Genomic DNA, 22815 nt, shown 5'->3' on the forward strand with positions numbered 1-22815 from the left:
CTCATGGTACGGAATGCCATGAGGGGCGGGGATTTGTACGCCTGCTATTGTTTTCGGTTTAGATTAAGTTCCTTCATAATCTTCCGTCCCGTTGGTGTTTGGGCTAAACCGCCTTTGGCCGTTTCCCGATGCTTCTCCGGCATGGCTGTGCCTACCTCATACATCACTTGAACGACTTCATCGGAAGGGATCACCGAACGGACTCCGGCGAGTGCCATATCGGCTGCCGCCATCGCGTTAACTGCACCAAAGCCGTTGCGAACGATGCAAGGGATTTCTACCAATCCACCAACGGGATCACAAATCAGTCCGAGCGTATTCTTCAGCGCAAGACCGACCGCATGCATCGCTTGCTCAGGCGTACCGCCGCGCAGCTCCACGAGTGCGCCTGCCGCCATCCCAATGGCTGAACCAACTTCCGCTTGGCAGCCTCCCTCGGCACCAGAAACGAAAGAATTGTTGGCAATCACATACCCAATCGCACCTGCACAGAGCAACCCTCTGACCAAATGATCATCTTCCCAGTCAAAACGTTGCTGTGAACTGATGAATACACCTGGAATAATGCCGCACGAGCCAGCTGTTGGTGTAGCAATGATACGGCCCATCGATGCGTTGACTTCCGAGACCGCAAGGGCATACGCCATCGCTTTGCAAGCCTCTTCGCCCAGTGATGCTTCTGTTGTCGTGAGGTAGGTAGCCACACGCTGCGCATCCTTGCCTGTTAACCCGCTTCGCGAGGTTGTATCCTCGGTAAGACCCTTAGTTACGGCCTCTTTCATAATTAGATAATAGGCACGCATTTTATCAAATACATATTCGGGCGGCTTGCCTGATTCGTGACTTTGATCAGCCAGCATCACTTCCGCTATCGTCAAGCCTTCCGCCGCACATAGATCGGCTAGTTGCTTTAATGTCCGGAATCTCATTCGTCGCCTCTTTCTGCCAGATCTACTTTTCTAACTTCAGTGATCATGTTTAGACGCAGAATTTGTTCTATTAAAGTAGCTGAAATAGACGCATCCGTCTCAATGACTGTCATCGCTTCGCGGTTACGCCCTTTTCGGTCCAAATCCATAAATCCAATATTGATCTGGTTGCCCCCTAGCAGCGTTGTAATATCTGCAATCATTCCTGGCCGATCATGATGCGAAATAACCAATGTAGGATAATTCGCTGTGAATTTCACATCAAATTGATCAACATTCATAATCTCAACATTACCGCCGCCGATCGACGCCCCTCTCATGCTGACTTTCCGCGATTCTGAGGTAAGTACAATCCCCACCGTGTTCGGATGATCGGCTTTATCTTTACTAATATGAAAAGCTATGGCTACGCCTAAAGCTTCTGCCACTTCGGCCGCTTGAGGTATACGTGGATCATCCGTTTCCCAATCCATAATCCCGCCGATCAGCGCGAGATCCGTGCCATGCCCTCGATACGTATCTGCGAAGGATCCGTACAACGTAATCTCTGCTTGGAGCGGCTGTTCACCTAGCAATTGCCTGGCAACGCGTCCCAAACGAATCGCACCCGCGGTATGCGAGGAAGAGGGACCGATCATCGAGGGGCCGATGATGGAAAAAACATCTTTAAAACGCATCACACAGCGCTCCTATCCTAAGGTGTTACTTACTATCTTCTCCTATTGTATGAAAGGGGACATATAAAAGACAAGTCTTTAAATTGACTAAATAAAATATTTTTTTATGATAAAACACTTAAAAACCAGTGCCTCAAGGCACTGGTTCGTGTCAACTGGTTGGAGCCTCCTGTCAGCTTAAGTTACTGGCACACCTGCTGCCCAGTAACCTGCAGAACGAATCCATTTCCCATATGTTTCCGACTGAAAGGATGGCGGATGATGGCCTGGCATCAGGTAAACGACTCTGCCCAACCCATATGCGCGCGTCCATGCTGCAGGCCATTGTTTGCCTTCATGTGTATACGTCAGAAGGAGCTCGATCGGCGCGAACGGGTCTAGTTCGAAGCGATACGGCTCTTCGTCCATCTCGAACGACTCCAGTCCGTTCAGTAACGGATGATCGCATTCCATCTTCTCGAAAGGGAGTGTCGTGAAGGCAGGATGACCTGTAAATCTTGCCCCGATTAGCTGGCTAAGCTCCGGGCTGCCCTGGATGGAGATGCCGTTATGGATAACGAGCAAGCCCCCTCCGCCAGCGACATATTGGAGGAGGCCGGCTGTTTCTTCGGCCTCAGGCACTTTCCCCCACATATCTAAGTAGGAAACAACTAATGGATAGGGCCGGAGGACATCCACTTTCAGATGAGTAGTGCCTTCAACGGATGTGACTTGAAAAGAAGCCCCTAAGTTATCGATGATAAGCTGCTGTACCGCCTGCAGTTTATGGTACGGTGCATCGTCGTTATTACCAATAATCAAGGTAGGAATAATTGACATTCGAGTTCATCTCCTTTTACTTCGTGTCGCCATGACTTACCACGGCCATTGTCCGCCTTGATAGTCAGTCAGTGCCAGTGATTGATCTGGCCATTCGGATCCGAGACGCTGTTCGAGTAGCCCAAGGATGTGCTGAGCAGACTGCTCAGGCGATAGCTTGGCAGTCGCATCTAACTCGCCTTTCATATAAGACTGCACATGCCCGGGATGCACGACCAGCACTTTGCCGCCTTGCGGCGAAATTTGGTTATGAACGAGTTGTGATTGCATATTGAGCGCAGACTTGGACATGCAGTAGGCATACCAAGCGGTTCGCTTACAAGCCCCGACGCTGCCCGCTTCGGACGAGATGTTCATAATGGTTTTGTCGGTGCTTTTTAAAATAAGATCAATCAGCCCATTCGTCATACGCAATGCACCAAGTGTATTCACGCGGAATACCTGCTCGATGTCTTCAAAATCCAACTCATCCTGAATCGTCGAAGTCGTATTCCCCAGGATGGCTCCATTATTGATGAGCAGATCAAGCTGCTCCGTCTGGTCAACCACTTTACGCAGCGCTTCCGCTACACTCGTCGCATCACTGATGTCCAAACGAATAGGACGCAGCCGCTTACCGTATGCTGCCTCCAACTCCTGCAATGCCTGAGATTCCTCTGCATATTGCCCTGCCCATACATCATAACCTCGCACCAACAGTCCTTTGGCCAAAGCGAGGCCAAGCCCTCGGTCAGCTCCGGTGACCAAGGCCCAACGATTGTTTTTCATAGCTGCAGCTCCCCTCTTATGTAATGAATGAACATTTTACCAAGCATAAGCCTCTGGAGCCGCTCCGCCTGGACCTGGGAAAATGCGATCCAGCTCCTTCAGCGTCGCTTCATCCAGCTTAAGCTCCACCGCTCGGAGCGTATCTATCAGTTGGTCCACCGTGCGCGGCCCGATGATTGGCGCTGTCACGGTTGGATTCGCGAGCAGCCAAGCTAACGCGACATGCGCGGGTTTTTCGCCTAGCTCGCTGCACAAATTCGCGAAAGCTTCCAGCTGATTGCGGTGCTTCGCTACGAGCGCTTCGCTTTGTCTGCTTCTGCGCGTACCTTGGTCAGCTGAAAGCGCATTGCCGCCAAGCAGTCCACCTGCCAGCGGACTCCAGACGACAACCCCTAAGCCCAAATCCTGAGCGGCCGGCAACACTTCCAGCTCTGGCAGACGGTTTAGCAAATGATATTTATGCTGCTCGCTTACAAGCCCGAGGAAATGGCGCTCTTTGGCCGCCGCCTGCGCTTTCACGAGATGCCAGCCTGCAAAATTGCTGGAGCCGATATAATCGATTTTGCCCTGTTGAACCAGGCCTTCAAATGCTCCCCAGATCTCTTCCCAAGGCGTACGACGATCAATGTGATGCATCTGGTAAAGCTCCACATGATCCGTTCGCAGACGACGAAGCGAATCTTCGAAATGGCGACGAATTTTGTATAGGGACAAGCCGCTCTCATCATTAGGGCCGTAAAGCGGCTTATGAAGTTTCTCATATACTTTGGTCGCTAACACAACACGTTCCCGGCGGTTGCCGCCTTGTGCGAACCAGTTGCCGATAATCGTCTCCGTGGCACCAGAATTCTCGCCCCAGCCATAAATGTCTGCGGTATCGAAGAATTGAATACCCGCATCCAGTGCAGCATCCATAATGCGGAAAGCTTCTGCCTGCTCCGTATCCACACCGAAATTCATCGTACCCAAACAGAGTTTACTAACACGCAGCCCCGATCTGCCTAAATAATTGTATTCCATATAGATCGCCTCTTTCGGTCAATTTGATTACACAATTAAATAAATGGACGTCGGTCTAAAATCTTCTGCAACACACAGTCCGCCTCGACTTGTTCAGGCATCACAGACTGAACCAGCGCTAACGCGCAAACCGTTCCGCATAACGAATGCATATCTTCGAATAGAGAATCTTCAGGCCCGTCTCCGAGTACAGTAATACTGGTTAAAAGATGGCTGCCAATCGCTCGGATCATGGCTTGGAGTTCGTTTGCCCGATGTTGGCTTTGTTCAGCAGCACTAATCAATGTGTACATGACATCCAGCTCTACAAAACCTAAAGCGTCTGCCTTCAGTGGAATCTCTCCATCTTCATACATAGCCAAACATGTATCAATCCACTGACTTGGGTATTTCATCGGACGCTTGCGGTAGTTCAAATTAAACAGGTAATGAAAAGAGCTGGCTAAATGATGAAATAGCGGCGCGCCGTTGTGTATAGCCCCCTTTCGCCAAAATCCAGTTTCCGGATCTGCCTCCTGATCGAGCCATGCAAAGTACCACTCCTCCCACTCCTGGTCAACCTCCCCCGCCAGCACCATTGCCGCATAGATACCTGCGCCTTTATGCGATTCTCTCCAAGGTAGTTGAGCCCAATCGAGGCTTTCCATCCATTCGTGAAGGCCTTCGCGGCTTCGTACATGATGCAGGCTAGTCAAAGGGTGCGAAAGTTTGCTGTCGAGCAGCTCCAAAGCAGCTGCGGCATACGCCGTTCGATGAACAGGGTGGTGGCTATCTGCGATAAAAAGCCCATCCTCTGGCTGTTGAAAGCCTTGCAAGGTCGTCACCAAGCTTTCACGCTCGATGCTCCCTACTGGCGGTAGTTCACCAATTGTGTATAGCAAAATGACAGCATCTGCAGTTCCATACAAATCTGCCTCGAGAGATTCAGAGATCTTTTGACGGTATCCTCCTAAAGAACTTATAAAATGAGCATCGATAGAACGACGTACTTTTTTCAGAAAAGGTTCGATATTCGTCACGTTGATTAGCCTCGCTTTGCAATGATTACATGTGAATTGAGTTCATTCTAGTCCAAATTGGAAGTCGCTGCTATAATAAAATGGATGCACTATATAGCATAATGACCTATTACTCTTTCAAACCTGATAGGGGGCAGCCGCCAATGGTTAACCATACAATTGCTCAGTACGCCATTGCAGCTCAGCAAGACATCCAATTCTATTACACAGGGACAGAACAATGCGTGCCCGGCCAATCTTGGGGACCAGCGATTAAACAGAACTATAAAATTTTCTATATTCACAGTGGCAAGGGTATCTATCGTGTGGGCAATGAAACGTATCACTTATCTCAGGGGCATGTTTTTCTGATATCTCCCTATGTTGTTTCTTTTTTTGCAGCGGACGAAGTGGAGCCGTGGAACTTTTCGTGGGTCGCTTTCGGTGGCGGCATCGTCCAAGATTATTTACGGCAAGCTGGCTTTACACCAGACAATCCGGTCATTTCCTGCGATCGAGAGTTGGAAATTCGGCAGTGCTTCAATAAACTGTTTGACGCGAACCAGCAGTTTTACAGCAAGCCTTTGCAGTTAACCTCAGCGCTGTATGCCTTCTTAGCCTTGTTACTAGAATCTTCTCAACAGGAGTCCCCTTTCCTGCAGCAGACGACCATGAAAGATTTGTACGTGGCGCAGGCAATCACTTTTATGAAAAATAATTATGCCCGACCGATTACGATCGAGGAAATGGCACAAACTCTGGGGCTTAGTCGAAAATATATCACAAGCCTTTTCAAAGCTGCCATCGGCACACCGCCGCAGCACTATCTAGGCGAAATCCGGCTGAGCAAAGCGTGTGAACTCCTGACGAGCACGTCACTTTCCATAAAGGAGATCGCCTACTCCGTCGGATATACGGATCAATTACATCTTAGTCGGATGTTCAAGAAGTGGTATGGCATCTCACCAAGCCAATACCGCGAAGGCATTCGATTGCCAGCAAGCCAACAATGAAAAAAATCAGTTAACATCCTTTTTATGGACGTTAACTGATTTTTGCAGGAGCATTAATAAGAGATCTCGGTGTTAGTAAATTTCCACCTCAGGAAAAGCCATCCGATACCGATTCGCATCGGTCGGGTTCGGGCGCAGATTCGTCCCTTCGATTTTCACATATCTTGCAGATACCGCAGAAAACGCAAAATTCTGAACGGCATTCCCCGGCTGCGCATACCCCGTACGCGTGACTACCGTCGACCAATTCACATTATCCGCCGAGGTTTTAATGGTGAAGTCGATCGGAAAGTTTTGTCCGATATTCCCTGCATCATTACGTGGATAGATGTCTACCATACTCACACTGCGACTCCCACCCATATCTAGCGTCACTGACTCGGTATGATTCGCAGTCAGACTATTATTACTAGTCCATCCCATCGAACCTGTCACAGAATTTCGCCCGCCGTCATTTACTCTACTCGTAGAATAATTGCTATTCTCTAATGAGCTGCTTGCCGACACGATAGCCCCAGTTGCGTAATTGGTCGCATACAGTTCCACCTCCGCAAACGCCATCCGATACTGGTTTGCATCGGTCGGGTTCGGGCGCAGATTCGTCCCTTCGATTTTCACATATCTTGCAGATACCGCAGAAAACGTAAAACTCTGAACAGCATTCCCCGGCTGCGCATACCCCGTTCGCGTCACAACGGTCGACCAATTCACATTATCGGCAGAGGTCTTAATCGTGAAATCGATCGGGAAATTTTGCCCAACATTGCCTGCGTCATTACGCGGAAACAAATCCACCTTCGAGATCGTCTTGCTTGACCCCATATCCAGCGTGACTGACTCTGTATGGTTCGAGGTTAAGCTGTTATTACTGCTCCAACCCATGGAGCCTGTCACGCTGCTGCGTTGTCCGTCATTTATTTTAGCCGCCGAGAAATTCGTATTCTCCACCGAGCTGGTCGCCGACACCGTTGCCCCCATTGCTAAATTACCTGCTGCACCATATACCTCAAACTCCCATAAGGAGTAGCCGTACACCGAACCTCGCAGAGTTCCATTCATTTTCACATATCTAGCCAGCGTTGGCGTAAAGCTGATCTCATCGACACCGCCATCTCCCGTAGTTGTACTAAATACATTTGTCCATGTGCTGCCGTCATTAGAAACTTGAATTTGATAGTTTTTGCCATAAGCCGCTTCCCAATAAAGCTTCGCACCATCGACATACACAGGTGACCCCAAATCCACATAGATCCACTCATTATCTGTATAGTTAGATCCCCATCGTGTACCGAAGTTGCCATCAAAAGAAAGACTCGGCGCAGCTGCGCCCGATGAAGCTGTTGCTGGTTTATTCAAAGCTAGATTCACGCGTTGCACAGGTTCCGCAATTTGCGTCGGCAGTATCGTCACAGGTGTATGATTAGCACGATTGAGTATGTTCATTTGCGCTAAGTTCTGCGCTGGTGTCGCACTGCCCGGCATCACCACGTTATTAAACGTAATATTGCTGATGTTTTTGGTGCTGCTGTAACCCTTCAACGTCCCCAACGTCGTTCCAGCATCGCGGACAAGAATATCCTTAACGGTCAACGTATTGATCGTACCGCCGCCAAAACTATCGGCATTTCGAATAATAAAGGAGGCCCATGTCCGCGCACTGTCGTTCGTATAGGTGATACGCTCAATATCGATATTTTCAAAGGTAACATTCGTGAGATTACCAACACCGTATTTATGATCGACACCGATTCCGACAGATGCGTCGTACACCACACTATTTTTGAAGGTCACATCACTTTGATTTTGTCGCATGCCTTGACCTACTTTATACCCAAAGCAAACCGTCCAGGAAATCAGATCATCGAACAAAACATTGCTGACAGGCTCAGGGCTTCCAGGCCAGCTTAGACTAATATCTGTCGACTGATCCCATGTTTTCGTGGTATAAGGATCGTCCAAGCCAATCCCGATGCCATGCTGAACGAGCACATTCTGGGATTCATTCACGTCGATACCGTCGTTCTCACCCATATCAAAGCGGTTGAAGATTTTCATATTTTTAAAAGTCAGATCATTCGATCTTGCCGGTGTCACGGCCCACGAACCTGAATCGCGAAGCAGCGGACCATCTAGCGTAAAATTGGTCGTACCGATTGGCACAATGAGATTGCTGGCAAAATTGTTCGTCGTTGTCGCGTATTTGCCATTGCCGTCGATGGTGCCTCGACCGTAAATTTTGACGTTGTCTGCGCCAGTCGGAGTGTACAGCCACCAGGTGACGTCGCGATTCTGTGAATCCTTGTGCCAATTCACCGTGTAATCACTCGCCACCCCTGTAAAACGAAGCACCGCTCCGCCCTCTAAATACAAGGCGACGTCGCTTTTCAACTGCAGATTGCCCGCCTTATAAATCCCTGCAGGCACATACACGATTCCCTGGCCGCCTGTGTAGTTGGCCGCATCATTGATCGCATTCTGAATGGCGGTCGTTGCCATGCCAGCACCCGTGCTGTCCGCGTTGTAAGGCGCATTCTTCACATTATAAATCCCTGTCCCCGATGACGCGGGTTTGTTCGTCTCTGCCGGGTCAGCTGCGATGACGAGCGCGCGCTGCCCGTTGATTTTCACGATCAAATACTCGTCCCCACTGACCGTAAACGTCAGCTTATTGCCACTCGTTGTGCCATTCAAATTAAGCTTCTTGGGACTGATGGAGTACGAAGAAATACTCGTTTGTCCAATAGCTGTAACCTCAATCGTCGCTGAGCCTGACATGGAAAAATGAGCATAATCATAGTCACTCGTGTAACTCACAACAGGAATCGTTGTCGCATCGACCTTAAGTCCGTACACCGTGGATGCCGTGTAGATCGAAGGCAGTGCGTAAGAGGAGATGGTGGCTGCATGGACACGAACAGGTAACGCACCTAAACTCCCAAGGATAAAAACAAAAGTAAATAATCCGATCAACCAAGCTTTCATTTTGTGCAAATAAATTCCCTCCTTCAGATGTTTTGCTAAGTCGAGATTGTAAAGCGCTTACATAAATAAGTATAAAAAATCTGCCCTCGTTCCAGTAATGCGGGAACTTCCATGTCGAGGGCAGATTTCTATTGGTTTTCAGTTAGTTAAGCAACCGGATCTCGCCTGCAATGCCCCATTTGACGAAATGGAAACCATTTACCTTCGTTTGTTCCGGAGCATCTGGACGGTCGGCGAAATTTTTAACACCTTTATACTGATCCGGACTCGTTAAATATCGATCGCCATCCACATGATGATGAGGTCCGTACACATTAAATGTACTTGGATATAACAGGACCTCGAGTTCATACGAGCCTTCCTTCATCGCTTTCGGAAGCGGCACCGACCAATTCGGTCCCCAGCACCAACCCAGCTCATTTCCATTCAGTTTCACCAAGGCGGCGTCTGCCCATAGATCGGTAAGCTCAAGCGCTGCTTGCTCCACATCGCAAAGTTGGATGGTTTTTCTCACAGTAATCGGTGAGTCTGCAAAAGGAAAGCCGGATGCAATGAAATTCGTGCTGTCGATCACTGTGGGCAGAGGAGCTAGCTCAAGTGGCCCTTCGAGCAGCCATTGATGCTCATCCTTTTCGATCAGCGGAGCTTTACTCATGACAATGAACGAACCGCGCAAGAATGCAATCGGACATGCTTCTCCCTCAGGTAACGGAGTTACTTCCATATGCAGCTTCGGCACATTCACAGTTAACGCAGCAGGAACTACCGCTTCAAAACCGTTTGCCGTCGGTATCACGGTTAATTCCACATCGTTCATCCAAACTGAACTTACTTCATCATGTAAAAAGAGTGTCATCACGCCAAACGACTCTGCCTGGTGCACGTCGATTTCTGCTGTCAGCTTGCCATTGTCTTGTAGCTGCAGCTCCACGTAGACCTGATTCGCTTTCGGCACTTCTGCCGTCCACGAAGACTGCTTAATGAAAGAGCATTCCACAGCTGATTGAACAGGTAGGGCTTTCACAGCAAATACGTGCCGCCAGTTCTCCGCATCACACAACGTAACTCCTGCTGCGAGAAGCCGCTCCACGATTGCTGGCTCCCTCCAACGACAACCGTCTGCCAACAGCACATGCGTGTAGTCCCGCTGGCCAATTCGCAGCATGCCATCTAGAATCGTCCCCGACTCCTCAAGCTCCCGCTCCTCGGTCAACTCATAGTGAACCCCTGCCTCAAAGCAAGCCTCTACGAGCGCAAGCAGCTTCGCATCGAGCACGCCTGCCGTGCTTGCAGGAATGTTCGACCCGTCATGCTCATTCATTTGCATCGCATCACGCGTATCAAAATCCGCCATGATCCCACGCGTTGGCGTTACAATCAACACATCCGGCTTGGCTCTTAAATCTGGCAGTTGAGCAGCCTGATCCTGCAGGGATGCAAGCAGCGCAGGAAAAGCATCCTTCCAAGTCAGATGACTCGGCATGGAAGGCGGCCAATCTTGCACAGCTTGGGTATTCAGCTTGAGCTGGTTCAAGTGGAACACGAAATGTTCCACGCCGTGACTGGCCAGCCACATCACATAATTGGTGAAGGACTCGGGTGAAACGCCCCAGCCGCTTCCTCCCATCGCTTCGACCAGAGCGCTATCACGTCCTTGCTGCATGGCAATCGAATGAGCAATCCGAGGGTAAAAGTTATTCCCTGGAAACCGCTCCAAGGCGTCAATGGCCGGCGTTTCTACCGTTTTTAACACTTGAAAGCAAGAACCGCTATAGGACACTTGGAAAAAAGGACTTTCTTCGGCTTTAACATGAGCTGTAAATTTTTTACCATATTTTCCACACCAATCTGCAACCGGTTTATAGAAACTCGTAATGAGCGCGTCCGTCAGCATTTCCCAGTAGCGGACACGGAACTCCTCATAGCCATCTCCAGTTGTGAACAGCAGCGGCAATTGAGGAAGCAACGCCTCACCATATTTGTCTTCATATAACGCTGGGAATCGATCCTCCCAAGGAATGGCCCCTGTTTTGACCGTAATGCCATGCCCGTCCAAGAACGCGACTTCATCAGAGAAAAAGCCCGTCACATAATCAAATGCTTCGGGAATCAAGCCTTGGCGATAACCCTCATGAATGAGATCAATAAACACCTGCGTTGTCTTCGGGTCGATCGAGGATACGGCGCTAAACGATTCAAATACGAGTCTTCCCCCTTGCCCATCGGAAACCCAATTAACGTACTGGCAGGTGGAGTCGGGCAACCTTTTGATCACTTCGCCGCTTCCTGTGCCAGAAGGCCAGCCATTTTCATCGTAAATCCAGAAGATCATGCCCGTTGATTTGGCATATATAATCAAGTCTGACATAATAGCCAGATACGCTTCGCTCATATAGACAGGTTGGTTAGGGTAGAACCGAGGATGAAATATAACACCATCTAGCCCTGCTAATCGGAGTTCGTCTAATTGATGTTGCAACTGTTCCAGATCCAAAGCATCGTTGATGGACCAAAAACTTAGGAATGACAATTTATTCTTCATGTTCTTACACACCCTTTATTTCGAATGGCTTCACATGGGTATCATAATGACATCAGACCAGCTTCTCAATATACACTTTTCCGTGGAATAGCTCTATTTGATATTTCGCCTGTACTTCCGCATGATTCCACGATAGTTGAAGCGTATCGCCAGATAATTCCACCACTTGCAGTCTGCCCCGAAGCTGAGCCTCCTCGTTGGCATCATAGTGCATGGCTTGTACGAATAACACACGCTTTTCCACCATAGCCGTTGTCATGTGCGATGTTCGCTGCCCGCTTGGCGGATTATCTGGGGTCAACGCGGTGTAAGTTGTCGTTGGCTGCGAGCACCAAACATGCTGCTCCAATGTACCTTCACGCATTTGATATTGAAAAGCCGAAACGTCCTGCTCCAGCTTCCTCTTTTCCTTAAACCATTGCTGATCCAAGCGGCTCAATTGATCTTCCGTTTTTGTCCACGCAACATCGCCATCTATCAGCTTCCCGCTCCAATGATTCGTCCAATGCACCACACGCGGCTCTGCGACAATGACCTCCACAATATCAATGAAATGATCCTCGGCTAAGATGTTTATTCTTCGAATTTGAGCCCCTTGATAAGCTTCGCTATCCCAAGGGTTAAGCTCCTCAGGCAAAATGATGCGATATTTCATTGCGTAATCCTCAGCCAGCCAATTCACGGCTGTTTCCAGCCATACGCCCCATGTCTCTTCGTGCATCTGAATCCATTGCCCGTCTCGTGGCGGCTGATCTGCCCCGTCAATACTAACCGTGTTATGTGAGTACGTATGTTTAAACCAACCGTAATGCGCAGGTACGCCGTACGCCGTCGTGCCAGGGTCCACGAGCAGCGGAATGCCGCTATGCATCATGGACAGCCCTAGCCGATCCATGTGATCGTGTTCACCGCCGAAACGGCTGTGCTTCACGATTACATGCCAGCCCGCTGGGTTCACTAGCTTGGTCAGGCCGCTCGCGGGCAAAGAGCGTGAGCGCTGCACCTCAGCTCCAAGCGAGTCCGCCTCCGTTGTAGCTCCTTCCAAGCTTTGGCCGAACATCAAAGCGTAAATCGAATCTCGCTTGGTTGGTTTCACGATCTTGATGCGTGGATCGTCTTCTGCCGTGCCATAAGCCGTATTCAAAAGCGAGCGATACTTGCCATCTCCATAAATGTCGTAGGCAATTTCGTAATAGGGCGCATAGGAGCCAATATGATGACCCAGCCCTGCATCATTCATCGTCGGCATCACGCCGTCTGGCAAAACTAACTGTAAGGGATAATCGAACATCGCTTTCAGCGCTTTCTTTTTCCATACATCCCAAGACGTCCCTTCAGCAATTAACGCGTAGTGCAACAGGGATTTAAACGCGTAGAAATGATACTGCACATTCCCCTCATACCAAAAACCATCCTCTATAATTCCGCGATCCAGCTGGTCATGCAAGCCGTATTCGTCTTCCAGAGCAGCAGCCAGCACGGTCTTATCATTTAAGAGAAGCCCTAGCGCGGCTATAGCTGATGTAATCAATACCGAGTGATTATGGATTTGCTTTTCTTTATGCGCAATGAGAAATTGGGCACAGGGCTCGAGCAGCCCTGCCCGGATATGAGCGAGCTCATCAGGGGTTAGATGCTCCTGAATGATGTCAAAAGCAAGCGCCAAATCCGTGATCCAATGCGCTTCATCCAGCGTTTGGGCAAATAATTTGCCGGGCCCATTATAAGGTATGTCTCCGTGAATCGCATACGTTTCATAGTGATCGGCATATGCCGTGAGATACGTTTTGACGAATTGCAGTCGCTTCTCATCTGGCTCTAGAGCATAAAGCAAAGCGACGTGATACACGGCTTGACCGATTTGACTATGCGCGATCGACGTCCAGCACCCGTCAAGCAGTTGATTTCGCCGTTCCTTGCCACAAGTCGAACAACGATGAAGAAAGGGCTCGTGCCACTGAAAAGTGAGCCGAGTCCCATCTTCTTCACAATGATAATAATGCATCCATTCGCCTTGCTCTTGGGCGCGGACGGCGAAGGTAATCTTCGCCGCTTCTTCCGCATCCCGTCTTAGCAGCTCCATCGCTGCTTGAAATTCCGCTTTCTCTGCGTTCCTTCGCAAGTTCTTTAAACGCTTGATGTCCATGGTCAGAAGTCCTCCTAGCCTTTCAATGAACCCGCCGTCATTTGCATGAACTGACGATTGGCAATCATATAGACAAGTAACAGCGGCAGAATAGATAGACACGCTCCAGCCATCATATAATGCGTTTGTACCGCAGCGGAAGCCCCATACCGCAAATAAGATAGGCCAACCGTCAACGTTTGCAGATTCGGATTCGTCATCGTAAACACTAACGGCCGCAAGTATTCATTCCACGCTCCGCAAAAGGTGAACAGGGCACCTACGCCAAGTCCTGGGCGCATCAGCGGCAAAATAATTCGCCAGAAAATGCCGGCGTTAGAGCAACCATCGATCCGTGCCGCCTCATCTAATTCCCGGGAAATACCTTTTAAGAAGCTAAGTAAAATAAAGAAGATATACGCATGACCGCTGACGAGAATGAGGACTACGCCCCATAAATTCGTATTCAAGTGCAGCTTGACCATCAATTCGAATTGCGGTCGAATGACAACTGCACCAATGGAGATAAACATCGTCGATGCTTGAATCGCCACATAAATCGCTTTTCCTGGGAAATTGAGTCGATCAACGACGTAGGCGGCCATGGAGGCTACGGTCAGTACGCCGATTGTCGTCGCTCCACTGAGGAATAAGCTATTCCAAGTAAATCTCGCGAAGTTAGCCTGTACCCAGGCTTCCTTATAATTTGAAAAATGCCAGGAAGACGGGAATATCTTGCCCCCCTTGGTAATCTCCATATTAGACATAAAAGAGCCTAGAAAAGTCACAATGACAGGGAAAACGATGAGCAAAGCGGTAATCAGTAAAAACAACCAGAGAAGCGCTCTTCCACCCCATCTCCCTACTGAAAATGACTGTGTTTGTTTCTTTATATGAACAGCTGGTATCGATTTTGATACTTCCATGATTCCCGAGTCTCCTTCCTATTGAAGTTTGTTGAGGCGCTTCGACATCCCATGATAGACGAGCGTGATGATGCCGACAATGACAGCAGTCATGAAGCCTACCGCACTACCGTAGCCGAATTGCTGCTCGGTTAATGCGTGCGATGGGGTTGGGAAGAATAGCTTATACACATAGAGATACATGACTTCCGTCTTCCCTACTGGTCCACCTTCTGTAAGAACCATGATGCTCTCATACCCTTTGAGGGAATTAATGATTGCGAGCATGATCACAATCTGAAGCACCGGACCTAGCATCGGAATCGTTAAATACCAGAACTGCTGCCATTTATTCGCGCCATCCAAGGAGGAGCTTTCGTACACATCATTCGGGATATTTTGAAGACCAGCTAGAAATAACAGCATGTAGTTCCCTACCGCCCCCCAGACTGCAATGATGATGGTTGTCAGCATTGCATGCTTAGGCCCGAGCCAATCGATTCTTTCGGAGATGATATGGAACTTTAGTAAATATTGATTGAGAATACCGTTATATGAGTTGAAAATGACAAAAAATACGACGGCCATCACAGCTGAGCTAATAATGGTTGGCATGAAATAGATGGCTCTTAAGAAGTTGCGTCCACGCAGCTTGGAATTTAAGATCACGGCAAGAAGTAAGCATAACGGAAGGGTTATGATAAGCTTGCCACCTGCATAAACGAATGTATTGATGACAGAATCCCAATACTGCGTATCCCGGAAAAGTCGTCTGAAATTATCAATCCCAATAAAAGTCGGTGCCCCGAAGCCCTTGTACTCATAGAACATGTAGCGAATCGCCCAAGCAATCGGATAGACGCCCAACACCATGGTCAGTAGAAAGCTTGGAAATAAAAATAAGTAGGAAAACCCGATCTGGCGAGTTCTGTTCATCCCATTCCCTCCTCTTTATAGAACGCGAGAGTGGAGTTTCAGCTCCACTCTCGCTTCCTTTCTCTTCAATTCGCTCTTATTTCATCATCAGTTTCATTGGATCGAAACTTGCATTTGGCGCTACTTTGATATCGCCTTTTGCAACAGCTTTATCCAACGCATCGTTATAACGTTTGTTCAATTCTTGAATAATTTGATCCAAGTTGCCGCCACTGATCATATATTTGAAGAAGGCGTCATTGTATTTCATACCTTCAACCGTAACGGTTGGCTGCAGCGGCCATGTGCCGTCATTTCCACTTGGCAAGAAGCCATCAATGCCTTTAATCTCAGGCTTTTTCGCTGTGGAAGAAATCGCTGGCACCATCGATAGTCCGAAACCTTTCTCGTGATACGTTTTCAACACATCGTCAGCATACATGAACTGCATAAATTTCCAAGCTTGATCCGCGTTTTTAGTTGTGTTGCTAATCGCTAACCATTGTCCGCCAACGAAGGAAGTTGCCCCTTTAATCGTTCCGTCTGTGGTTGGAACAGGTGCTGCTGCCCAATCAATCTTAGCTGGGAACTGATTAGCGTATACCCCTGGCTCCGAGGAATAGGAGATGTACATCCCGATTTTGCCTTCTGCGAATTGGGCGCGAAGTGGATCAATGTCAAGTGACTCCATCCCTGGCAATGTGCTGCCATCATCCACCATTTGTTTGAAGGACTGAATGACATCTTTAAACCCTGTGAAATCGAACTTTGCTGTTTTGAAATCAAATCCAAACCCGCCAACACCGTTTGCTTCCGCGATTACCCTTGCCGAACGACCAAGCGCACTGTCTGGGCTCTTGAAGTTCAGCGCAAAGCCGTAGGAGCCGCTCGCCTTACCAACCGCCGTAATTTTCTTCGCATCTTCGACCATTTCTTTTAATGTTTTCGGAGGTGCAGCAATTCCCGCTTTAGCGAAAAGGTCTTTGTTATAAACGAGACGCAGCGTCGAGCCGTAGTTCGGAAGACTGTACAGTTTACCACCGATGCGGTTGAAATCATCAATAATCGGGAATTTCTTCTTCAGCGTATCATTCACATAGGAATCGATCGGTTTGAGGTATCCTTTCGCTACGAAAGGCTGGATGGTATTCTCCTTTACACGGATAATGTCAGGCGCTTGTCCTGATGCGAATGCCAGATCGATCGCTTGATTGAAATCCTCGGTTTTAACAACAATTTCAACTTCAATATTTTCGCCATTCGTTTCATTGAATTTCTGCACAACGCTCTTAATGTAGTCCATATCGTGACGATCATTTGTCCAATAGGCAAGCTTCGTTTTTCCCTTGGCAGGAGCCGCGCTTGCCGGTTGATCGGATGCTTTCGCGGACGCCGCTGGGCTCGCTGCTGTATCGGTTTTCGTGGAGCTGCAAGCTGCTAAGCTACCCGCGAGTGCTACTGCTAATGTGACCGTCCCTAATTTTCTAATCATGTGTAAGCCTCCCTTAAATCTGTTGTTTACACTTCTAATAGTAAAAGAATTTCGATGCCCTGATAATGAGGTCAACTCTTGAACGAGGGCAGATATTTCTATATGTTGCCCTTCCGCTGGCCTAAGAAACAGGCAAGCCCTCACGGCTTGGAGGGCTTGCCTAGAGACATTTCTTTAAATTCGGTCGGTGTGAGCCCCGTCTGCTTTTTGAAAACCTCGCTGAAATAACGCCGATGCTCGTAGCCTAGCTGCTGTGCAATTTCCTGCACTTGGTAATCCTCGATCAGCATCGACTTCGCCCGCTCCATTTTCGCCTGCGTCACGAATTGCTGGAAGGTCGACCCTGTCACTTTTTTGAACAAGTTCGAGTAGTAGCCCCAGCTCAAATTCACCTGCTTCGCACAGTGCTCCAGCGTCAAATCAAGTTCCAAATTCGCTTTGATATACTCAACTGAACGGTGAATAATCTTCTGTGACTCGCTAGCCCGTTCCTGATGGATCAGACGACAGCCTATTTCGCATAGCTCCATAAACCAGGCGCGATACTCCAGAATGGCAGCCCCGCTGTCTCTGATTTCAAGTGACTTGGCTTCGAACTCTGCGAGGCTGGGACGAGGGAATTTCTCCAACAGCACACGCAGCATGCGCAGGGCAAGTCCTTGCAGTAATCGGTCCACGACACCTGGTTCCGGGAGAACGGTTAGCTTTCCCATCTCCGTAAAAATAGTCATTGCCCACTCGACGCAAGCTTCCTTATTGCCAGAACGGAAAGCGAATAGAAACTCATTCTCGCTATCCTCGGTATAAATCCACTCCACAGGAAGCGCTGCCCCATCCGTATTGTAGCTGAATGCACCATTGCCGCCCGTATAAAAATGATACGACAACGCGCTAAGCGACTGCTGATAGCTCTTCGGCAGCTCTTGCACGGTTTCAACACATTGGCCGATGCCTATGGATATCGTGAATTTAGTATGGCGCGCGATATTCGCGCAGCATTGATCGGCAATCGTTATCGGCAGCTCTGGATTCGCCACATTAAGAATACAGATGTAGCGATTGAGCCCCTCGCGAAACACGACCGCTGCCCCATGAAAGGCAATCGTCTCTTCGACGATATTTTGCAACGAAAAACGAACAAGCTCCAGCTCTTTCACAGGCACTTCGCCATATTTATCGGTAAATTGATCAATTTGAATCGTCATGACGGCAAAAGGGGGCTTCAGCTCATTAATATCCAAAAAGTCCGATAGACGCGCTAATTCGGATTCATTGGTTTGATGATTAACGAGGAGGGACAAGTATTCCTGCCGGAGTGCTGGCATGCTTTCTTTAATCTTCTGCTGAAGCCCGATCAGCTGTTTACGGCTCAGATTCTCTTGCTCCCAGACTTCCTTCGCCTTGACGACTGCTTTTACGATTTGATCAATGGAAAAAGGCTTCTTCACATAGTCTAATGCTCCATATTGGATCGCTTTTTGGGCATAATCAAAGTCCGTATAAGCACTGAGAATAATCACTTTACTCGTCGGCAGAATCTCCATAATATTGCGGGTCATTTCCAAGCCATCCATTTTGGGCATACGAATGTCCGTTAGAATCAAATCTGGCTTCGTTTCGCGAATCACCGCAAAGCCTTCCTCGCCATCCGTGGCGCTGCCCACGATTTCGATGCCATGTTCTTCCCACGGAATTTTTTTCGTAATCATGTCCACAACACTTCGAATGTCGTCCACGACACATAGCTTAACTCGTTGATCCATGGAAATCCTCCTCTTTTTCATACCGTGGTAACCATAAGTCAATGCGAGCCCCGCCCCATTCGTTCGTCGTAATTTCCATCCGCTGTTCGGCGCCATAATATAGTTGAAGTCGCGTGTATATGTTGCGGAGTGCGTAACCATGCTTCGAAGTTGTAGGATGCAGCATGCTTTCGCGAAGCCGTTCAGGCACGAGTCCTTGTCCATTATCCTCAACCGTAATATGCAGCCACTCCTCATCCACTCGAGCTGTGAGATGAATTTCCCCTCCGGCCTTCATATCCTTGAAGCCATGCAAAATACTATTTTCAATGAGAGGTTGAATCATAATCTTAGGCACTAGACACGCTTGCAGTTCAGGCTCGACATCCATCTGAAAGACAAATAAATTCTCATAGGACCTCTGTTGAATGGCCAAATATTGCCGAACATGATCCACCTCATCCGCGAGCGTAATCAAATCCCTGCCCCCGCTTAAACTCAATTGGAACATATTCGATAAGGCCAGAATCATTTCATTCACATCATCGTTCTCACCTAGCACTGATTTACAGTAAATCGTATTGAGCGTGTTATAGAAAAAATGAGGATCCATTTGTGCAGATAACGCCTTAATCTCCGCTTTTCGTTTATCGCGTTCTCGATTCTTCACATCGGCAATGAGCTGTTTGATCTCGTCTAGCATCCGATTGAAGCGGAAACCAACCTGTGACACTTCATCCTGATACACGCTTTCGAAACGCACGTCCAGATCATTCTCTTCCACGCGCTTCATCAGTTTCTGCAAACGGAACAAGGGCTTGAGCAGCAGGAGTGTTAAATTGTTCGTGATAAAAAGAGAAACGACGATAAATCCAATGGTTACATACGTCGTGGCTTGCTTAATACCGTTGAGTTTAGCTAAAAGTTTATCCTTGGCTTGAACGCCGACAATCATCCAGTCATCCTTCACGTCTAGTCGCGCATAGTTCACCAGATAATCCTTGCGATCCGAATCGCTATAGAAAAAGGAACCCTTGCTGTCCTCCGTTAATTGTTGCACGAAATCGGGACGCTGGATGAACGCTCTATCTTGGGTGCGATCCGCATAATTAATATCTTCACCTTGCGAATCAACGAAATAATAGTGCTTATTGGGATCCGTTAGGTTTTCCATAAAAAGATCGCGAATATCGTCTTCTTTCACATTGATGACCACATACACATTCGTCGGCTCATTGCGGATGTACGAATCTTCGCTTACACCTTCAGCCACAAGCGAGATGACTCGCTGATTCCCCGTAAAAAATGGATCCACATGCCCCTTGCTCCAGAATCCCCGCTTCAGCAGCTGAAATTGCTTAAACATATCCGACTGATAAAAGGAATTAGCGTTATTCCGCGCACTTGAGGTCGGGTAGAAATCCCCGATGGGGGTTGCGATCAGGATACTTTCAATCATGGAATCATTAAATTTCACTTGGGAAAAAACGTATTGCAAAGACGTTAATGACTTAAAGTAGCTGGAGCTGTCCTTATTCTGGACATCCTTCATCAGCTGCTTGAAGGCATCGCTGAACATTAAGGCACGGACCGCCGTGCCGATATTTTTCAATCGTTCATTCACGATTTGCGCGGATTGATTCACGGTATCTTGGCTCGATTGCATCGTATTGCGCTGAATTTCCTTGGATGCAATCAGGTAGGCGATGCTCCCAGTAGCTACTAGACCTGCCGTGATGAGTATGACAAAGGTAAACCAAATCCGTTGTTTTAGTGAAAAGGAATGGAACATGCGTGGCAGCCACGACCAGATAGCTAGCTTATTCATAGGCGACGTTAGCACCTTTCCTGTGTGTGTGAAGATAGTCTTTATCTACTATATTATAGTATAGGAGGCTTTCTGGAGGCAGGGGGAAAATTCAAGGTGGAGGGCAGCTATTTCGATATTCCACGTTACAAATAGAACATATGTTCTTTATTTTTCCGGATAAATGTGGTAATAATAAGAGGTAGACTTTTTCCCCTTTAACTACTTCAATCTAAGGAGCTGTTTAATGATGTCCGTTCGTTTAACTCCGTATTTAGTATTGCCTGGTACTGCTGGTGAAGCAATTGCCTTCTATGAGAAAGCGCTGGATGCTCAAGTCCTATTTAAACAGACCTTTGGCGAAATGCCTGCCAATCCTGACTTCCCGATTAGTGAGGACCAGAAACATCTCGTTGCTCATGCCATGGTGCAAGTCGGCGAAAGCCAATTGATGTTTTCGGACACCGACGCAGGTCGTCCTATCCAATTGGGAGATCAAGTAACGATCTGTATTACTACGAAAGATGCTAGTCTGTCCAAGCGATATTTCGAAGGGCTCAAAGATGGCGGCACTGTCATCATGGATCTGCATGAAGCATTCTTCAGCCCAGCCTACGGACAAGTGAAGGATAAGTTTGGCGTCACCTTCCATCTGTTTACCGAAGGCGAAGCGATGAATTAGAACGCAGTAAGGGCCCTGTCGCTTGATTACGACAGGGCCTTTTTTTAGGTTGGGATTGGTTAGGGAGTGTTGTCTGGTCCGTTCGGCGTTATGCCAGCTGCTCAGCACCTGCATACCAGAACAACGCATACTCCGTCATGACGGAAGCATAGCCCATTTGGCGCAGCATGGCCGTGACGTTCCCCCGATGATAAGTAGCATGATTCACAACCTGTAAAACGATCTCAGCCAAACTTGTTTCCCGAACTCCAGCATAGGGATTATCGAGTGTGATCTTCTTTTCCAAATCAGGCAGCTCCTTGAGAAAAGCCTTACCTCGTATCGACAATTCGCCATACATGGCCTCTAGCTCAATTAAGCTCTTGCTCTCGGTTGCTTCAGTTATCTGCCAAGAGGCTGCCATGGCTTCCTTCATACTTTTACCTCCAAGAATGTCTAACCAAGTGCGATCTGTTAGGTAGATATGCGCAATCACTTTCGCAACAGTCGGAAACACACTCTGAATCTCTTGGCGGTAGACCTCCTGCGGAAGCTCCTTCAACCTGTTGATCAGCGTTTGATTCGCCCATACATGATAGTCATACATACGGTCAGCTGTTTGTGTCATTTAATACACACTCCCTTAATTCAATTTAATTTATCATTGTTTCCAGATATACCCTTATTATAATAGAAGTACCCTGACAACATATTGTCAGGGTACTTTACGTTTATTTATTTTTTTGCATTCTTATACCCTTTTTTCTGAAAATAGCCAAAAAACCGTCCCTGCTTAGCGCATTGACGGTCAGTCATCCTTAATTAAATTGACGAAGTACAACAGGATCAAAGTGTTTATTTTCATCGATTTCCCGTTGCTCACGGTTCGCTTGTATCCACGAACTCACACATAGCGCAACAATCCCCACAAAGAGCAGAAAGCCAAGAAGTTTCCACCAAAAACTACCCGCTATAGAAGGATTAGCCCCTATAATCAGAATTAATATTGGCAGGAACCATGATAGATTCTTCATATAAATCCAAATCACTTTTCGTTTTAACAAGCTGCTCTATCCCCTAAAATAGTTTCAAGTTCCGTATATCTTTCGCAGCACCTTTTCACTTTAGGACCGTCCATTCCATCTTAAAATTCGTCCAATTTATGGAAACCAATACCTAGTCATCAAATGGTGTTATTCGGCGTGTCTACGAGGTCAGGATCAACTGTATTTGTACTTCCATTCAGCACATTCTGAACACTTCCAAAGCTGTCCCCAGGGGAAAATGAGTTGGCTCCTGCAAAGATTTTGGAGCTGCTTGTGAGACTAACAGCGAAGGTATCGCCAATCTGGACATTGGAGCCCTGAGCGACGTTTAGAATTTTGATACCTCCATTAATAATGACAGGCATACTCCGGCC

19 protein-coding genes are annotated in these 22815 nt (G+C 48.0%); 2 read left to right on the forward strand and 17 right to left on the reverse strand.

Features of this window, described 5'->3' with window-relative positions; genetic code table 11:
- Window positions 1–44: 44 nt before the first annotated feature.
- The 6 genes from sdaAA to AC58QT_RS24600 form a co-directional block, all read right to left on the reverse strand.
- A complete protein-coding gene (gene sdaAA, locus AC58QT_RS24575) occupies window positions 45–929 on the reverse strand; it encodes an L-serine ammonia-lyase, iron-sulfur-dependent, subunit alpha (RefSeq protein ID WP_497411292.1) in 885 nt (294 codons plus the stop codon).
- A complete protein-coding gene (gene sdaAB / locus AC58QT_RS24580) occupies window positions 926–1606 on the reverse strand; it encodes an L-serine ammonia-lyase, iron-sulfur-dependent subunit beta (RefSeq protein ID WP_497411293.1) in 681 nt (226 codons plus the stop codon). The genes sdaAA and sdaAB overlap by 4 nt, the downstream gene beginning before the upstream one ends.
- Window positions 1607–1783: 177 nt before the next feature.
- Window positions 1784–2425, reverse strand: a complete 642-nt coding sequence (locus tag AC58QT_RS24585; RefSeq protein WP_497411294.1) for a ThuA domain-containing protein — start codon at window positions 2423–2425, stop codon at window positions 1784–1786.
- 36 nt (window positions 2426–2461) lie between these two features.
- Complete coding sequence (locus AC58QT_RS24590; protein ID WP_497411295.1) at window positions 2462–3193, reverse strand: SDR family NAD(P)-dependent oxidoreductase; 732 nt, start codon at window positions 3191–3193, stop codon at window positions 2462–2464.
- 36 nt (window positions 3194–3229) lie between these two features.
- On the reverse strand, window positions 3230–4213 hold the full coding sequence (locus AC58QT_RS24595) for an aldo/keto reductase (RefSeq protein ID WP_497411296.1): 984 nt from the start codon (window positions 4211–4213) through the stop codon (window positions 3230–3232).
- Between the two features lie 35 nt (window positions 4214–4248).
- Complete coding sequence (locus AC58QT_RS24600) at window positions 4249–5232, reverse strand: hypothetical protein (RefSeq protein WP_497411297.1); 984 nt, start codon at window positions 5230–5232, stop codon at window positions 4249–4251.
- 143 nt (window positions 5233–5375) lie between these two features.
- Here AC58QT_RS24600 and AC58QT_RS24605 point away from each other — a divergent pair, with 143 nt between their 5' ends.
- Window positions 5376–6224, forward strand: coding sequence for an AraC family transcriptional regulator (locus AC58QT_RS24605; protein ID WP_497411298.1), 849 nt, complete (start codon window positions 5376–5378; stop codon window positions 6222–6224).
- A 72-nt stretch (window positions 6225–6296) separates the two neighbouring features.
- On the opposite strand, the gene AC58QT_RS24610 is transcribed toward AC58QT_RS24605, so the two are convergent.
- The 8 genes from AC58QT_RS24610 to AC58QT_RS24645 form a co-directional block, all read right to left on the reverse strand.
- Window positions 6297–9206, reverse strand: a complete 2910-nt coding sequence (locus AC58QT_RS24610) for a discoidin domain-containing protein (RefSeq protein ID WP_497411320.1) — start codon at window positions 9204–9206, stop codon at window positions 6297–6299.
- 142 nt (window positions 9207–9348) lie between these two features.
- The gene (locus AC58QT_RS24615) at window positions 9349–11748 is read right to left on the reverse strand and encodes a hypothetical protein (protein ID WP_497411299.1); all 2400 of its coding nucleotides are present in this window, start codon (window positions 11746–11748) and stop codon (window positions 9349–9351) included.
- 52 nt (window positions 11749–11800) lie between these two features.
- Window positions 11801–13894, reverse strand: coding sequence for a heparinase II/III domain-containing protein (locus tag AC58QT_RS24620; RefSeq protein WP_497411300.1), 2094 nt, complete (start codon window positions 13892–13894; stop codon window positions 11801–11803).
- Between the two features lie 14 nt (window positions 13895–13908).
- On the reverse strand, window positions 13909–14799 hold the full coding sequence (locus AC58QT_RS24625; RefSeq protein ID WP_497411301.1) for a carbohydrate ABC transporter permease: 891 nt from the start codon (window positions 14797–14799) through the stop codon (window positions 13909–13911).
- An 18-nt stretch (window positions 14800–14817) separates the two neighbouring features.
- Window positions 14818–15714 carry a carbohydrate ABC transporter permease gene (locus AC58QT_RS24630; RefSeq protein ID WP_497411302.1) on the reverse strand — a complete coding sequence of 299 codons (897 nt, stop codon included), beginning with the start codon at window positions 15712–15714 and terminating at the stop codon, window positions 14818–14820.
- A gap of 76 nt (window positions 15715–15790) precedes the next feature.
- Window positions 15791–17185 carry an ABC transporter substrate-binding protein gene (locus tag AC58QT_RS24635; RefSeq protein WP_497411303.1) on the reverse strand — a complete coding sequence of 465 codons (1395 nt, stop codon included), beginning with the start codon at window positions 17183–17185 and terminating at the stop codon, window positions 15791–15793.
- A 140-nt stretch (window positions 17186–17325) separates the two neighbouring features.
- Complete coding sequence (locus tag AC58QT_RS24640; protein WP_497411304.1) at window positions 17326–18948, reverse strand: response regulator; 1623 nt, start codon at window positions 18946–18948, stop codon at window positions 17326–17328.
- Window positions 18932–20755 carry a sensor histidine kinase gene (locus AC58QT_RS24645; RefSeq protein WP_497411305.1) on the reverse strand — a complete coding sequence of 608 codons (1824 nt, stop codon included), beginning with the start codon at window positions 20753–20755 and terminating at the stop codon, window positions 18932–18934. Before AC58QT_RS24645 ends, AC58QT_RS24640 begins: the two co-directional genes overlap by 17 nt.
- Window positions 20756–20984: 229 nt before the next feature.
- Here AC58QT_RS24645 and AC58QT_RS24650 point away from each other — a divergent pair, with 229 nt between their 5' ends.
- Window positions 20985–21416, forward strand: coding sequence for a VOC family protein (locus AC58QT_RS24650; protein ID WP_497411321.1), 432 nt, complete (start codon window positions 20985–20987; stop codon window positions 21414–21416).
- An 88-nt stretch (window positions 21417–21504) separates the two neighbouring features.
- On the opposite strand, the gene AC58QT_RS24655 is transcribed toward AC58QT_RS24650, so the two are convergent.
- From AC58QT_RS24655 to AC58QT_RS24665, 3 genes are all read right to left on the reverse strand, one after another.
- The gene (locus AC58QT_RS24655; protein WP_497411306.1) at window positions 21505–22023 is read right to left on the reverse strand and encodes a DinB family protein; all 519 of its coding nucleotides are present in this window, start codon (window positions 22021–22023) and stop codon (window positions 21505–21507) included.
- A 190-nt stretch (window positions 22024–22213) separates the two neighbouring features.
- A complete protein-coding gene (locus AC58QT_RS24660; protein ID WP_497411307.1) occupies window positions 22214–22459 on the reverse strand; it encodes a hypothetical protein in 246 nt (81 codons plus the stop codon).
- Between the two features lie 119 nt (window positions 22460–22578).
- A complete protein-coding gene (locus AC58QT_RS24665) occupies window positions 22579–22806 on the reverse strand; it encodes a spore germination protein (protein WP_310501200.1) in 228 nt (75 codons plus the stop codon).
- Window positions 22807–22815: the final 9 nt, after the last annotated feature.

The organism is Paenibacillus sp. J31R109, from assembly GCF_059692055.1.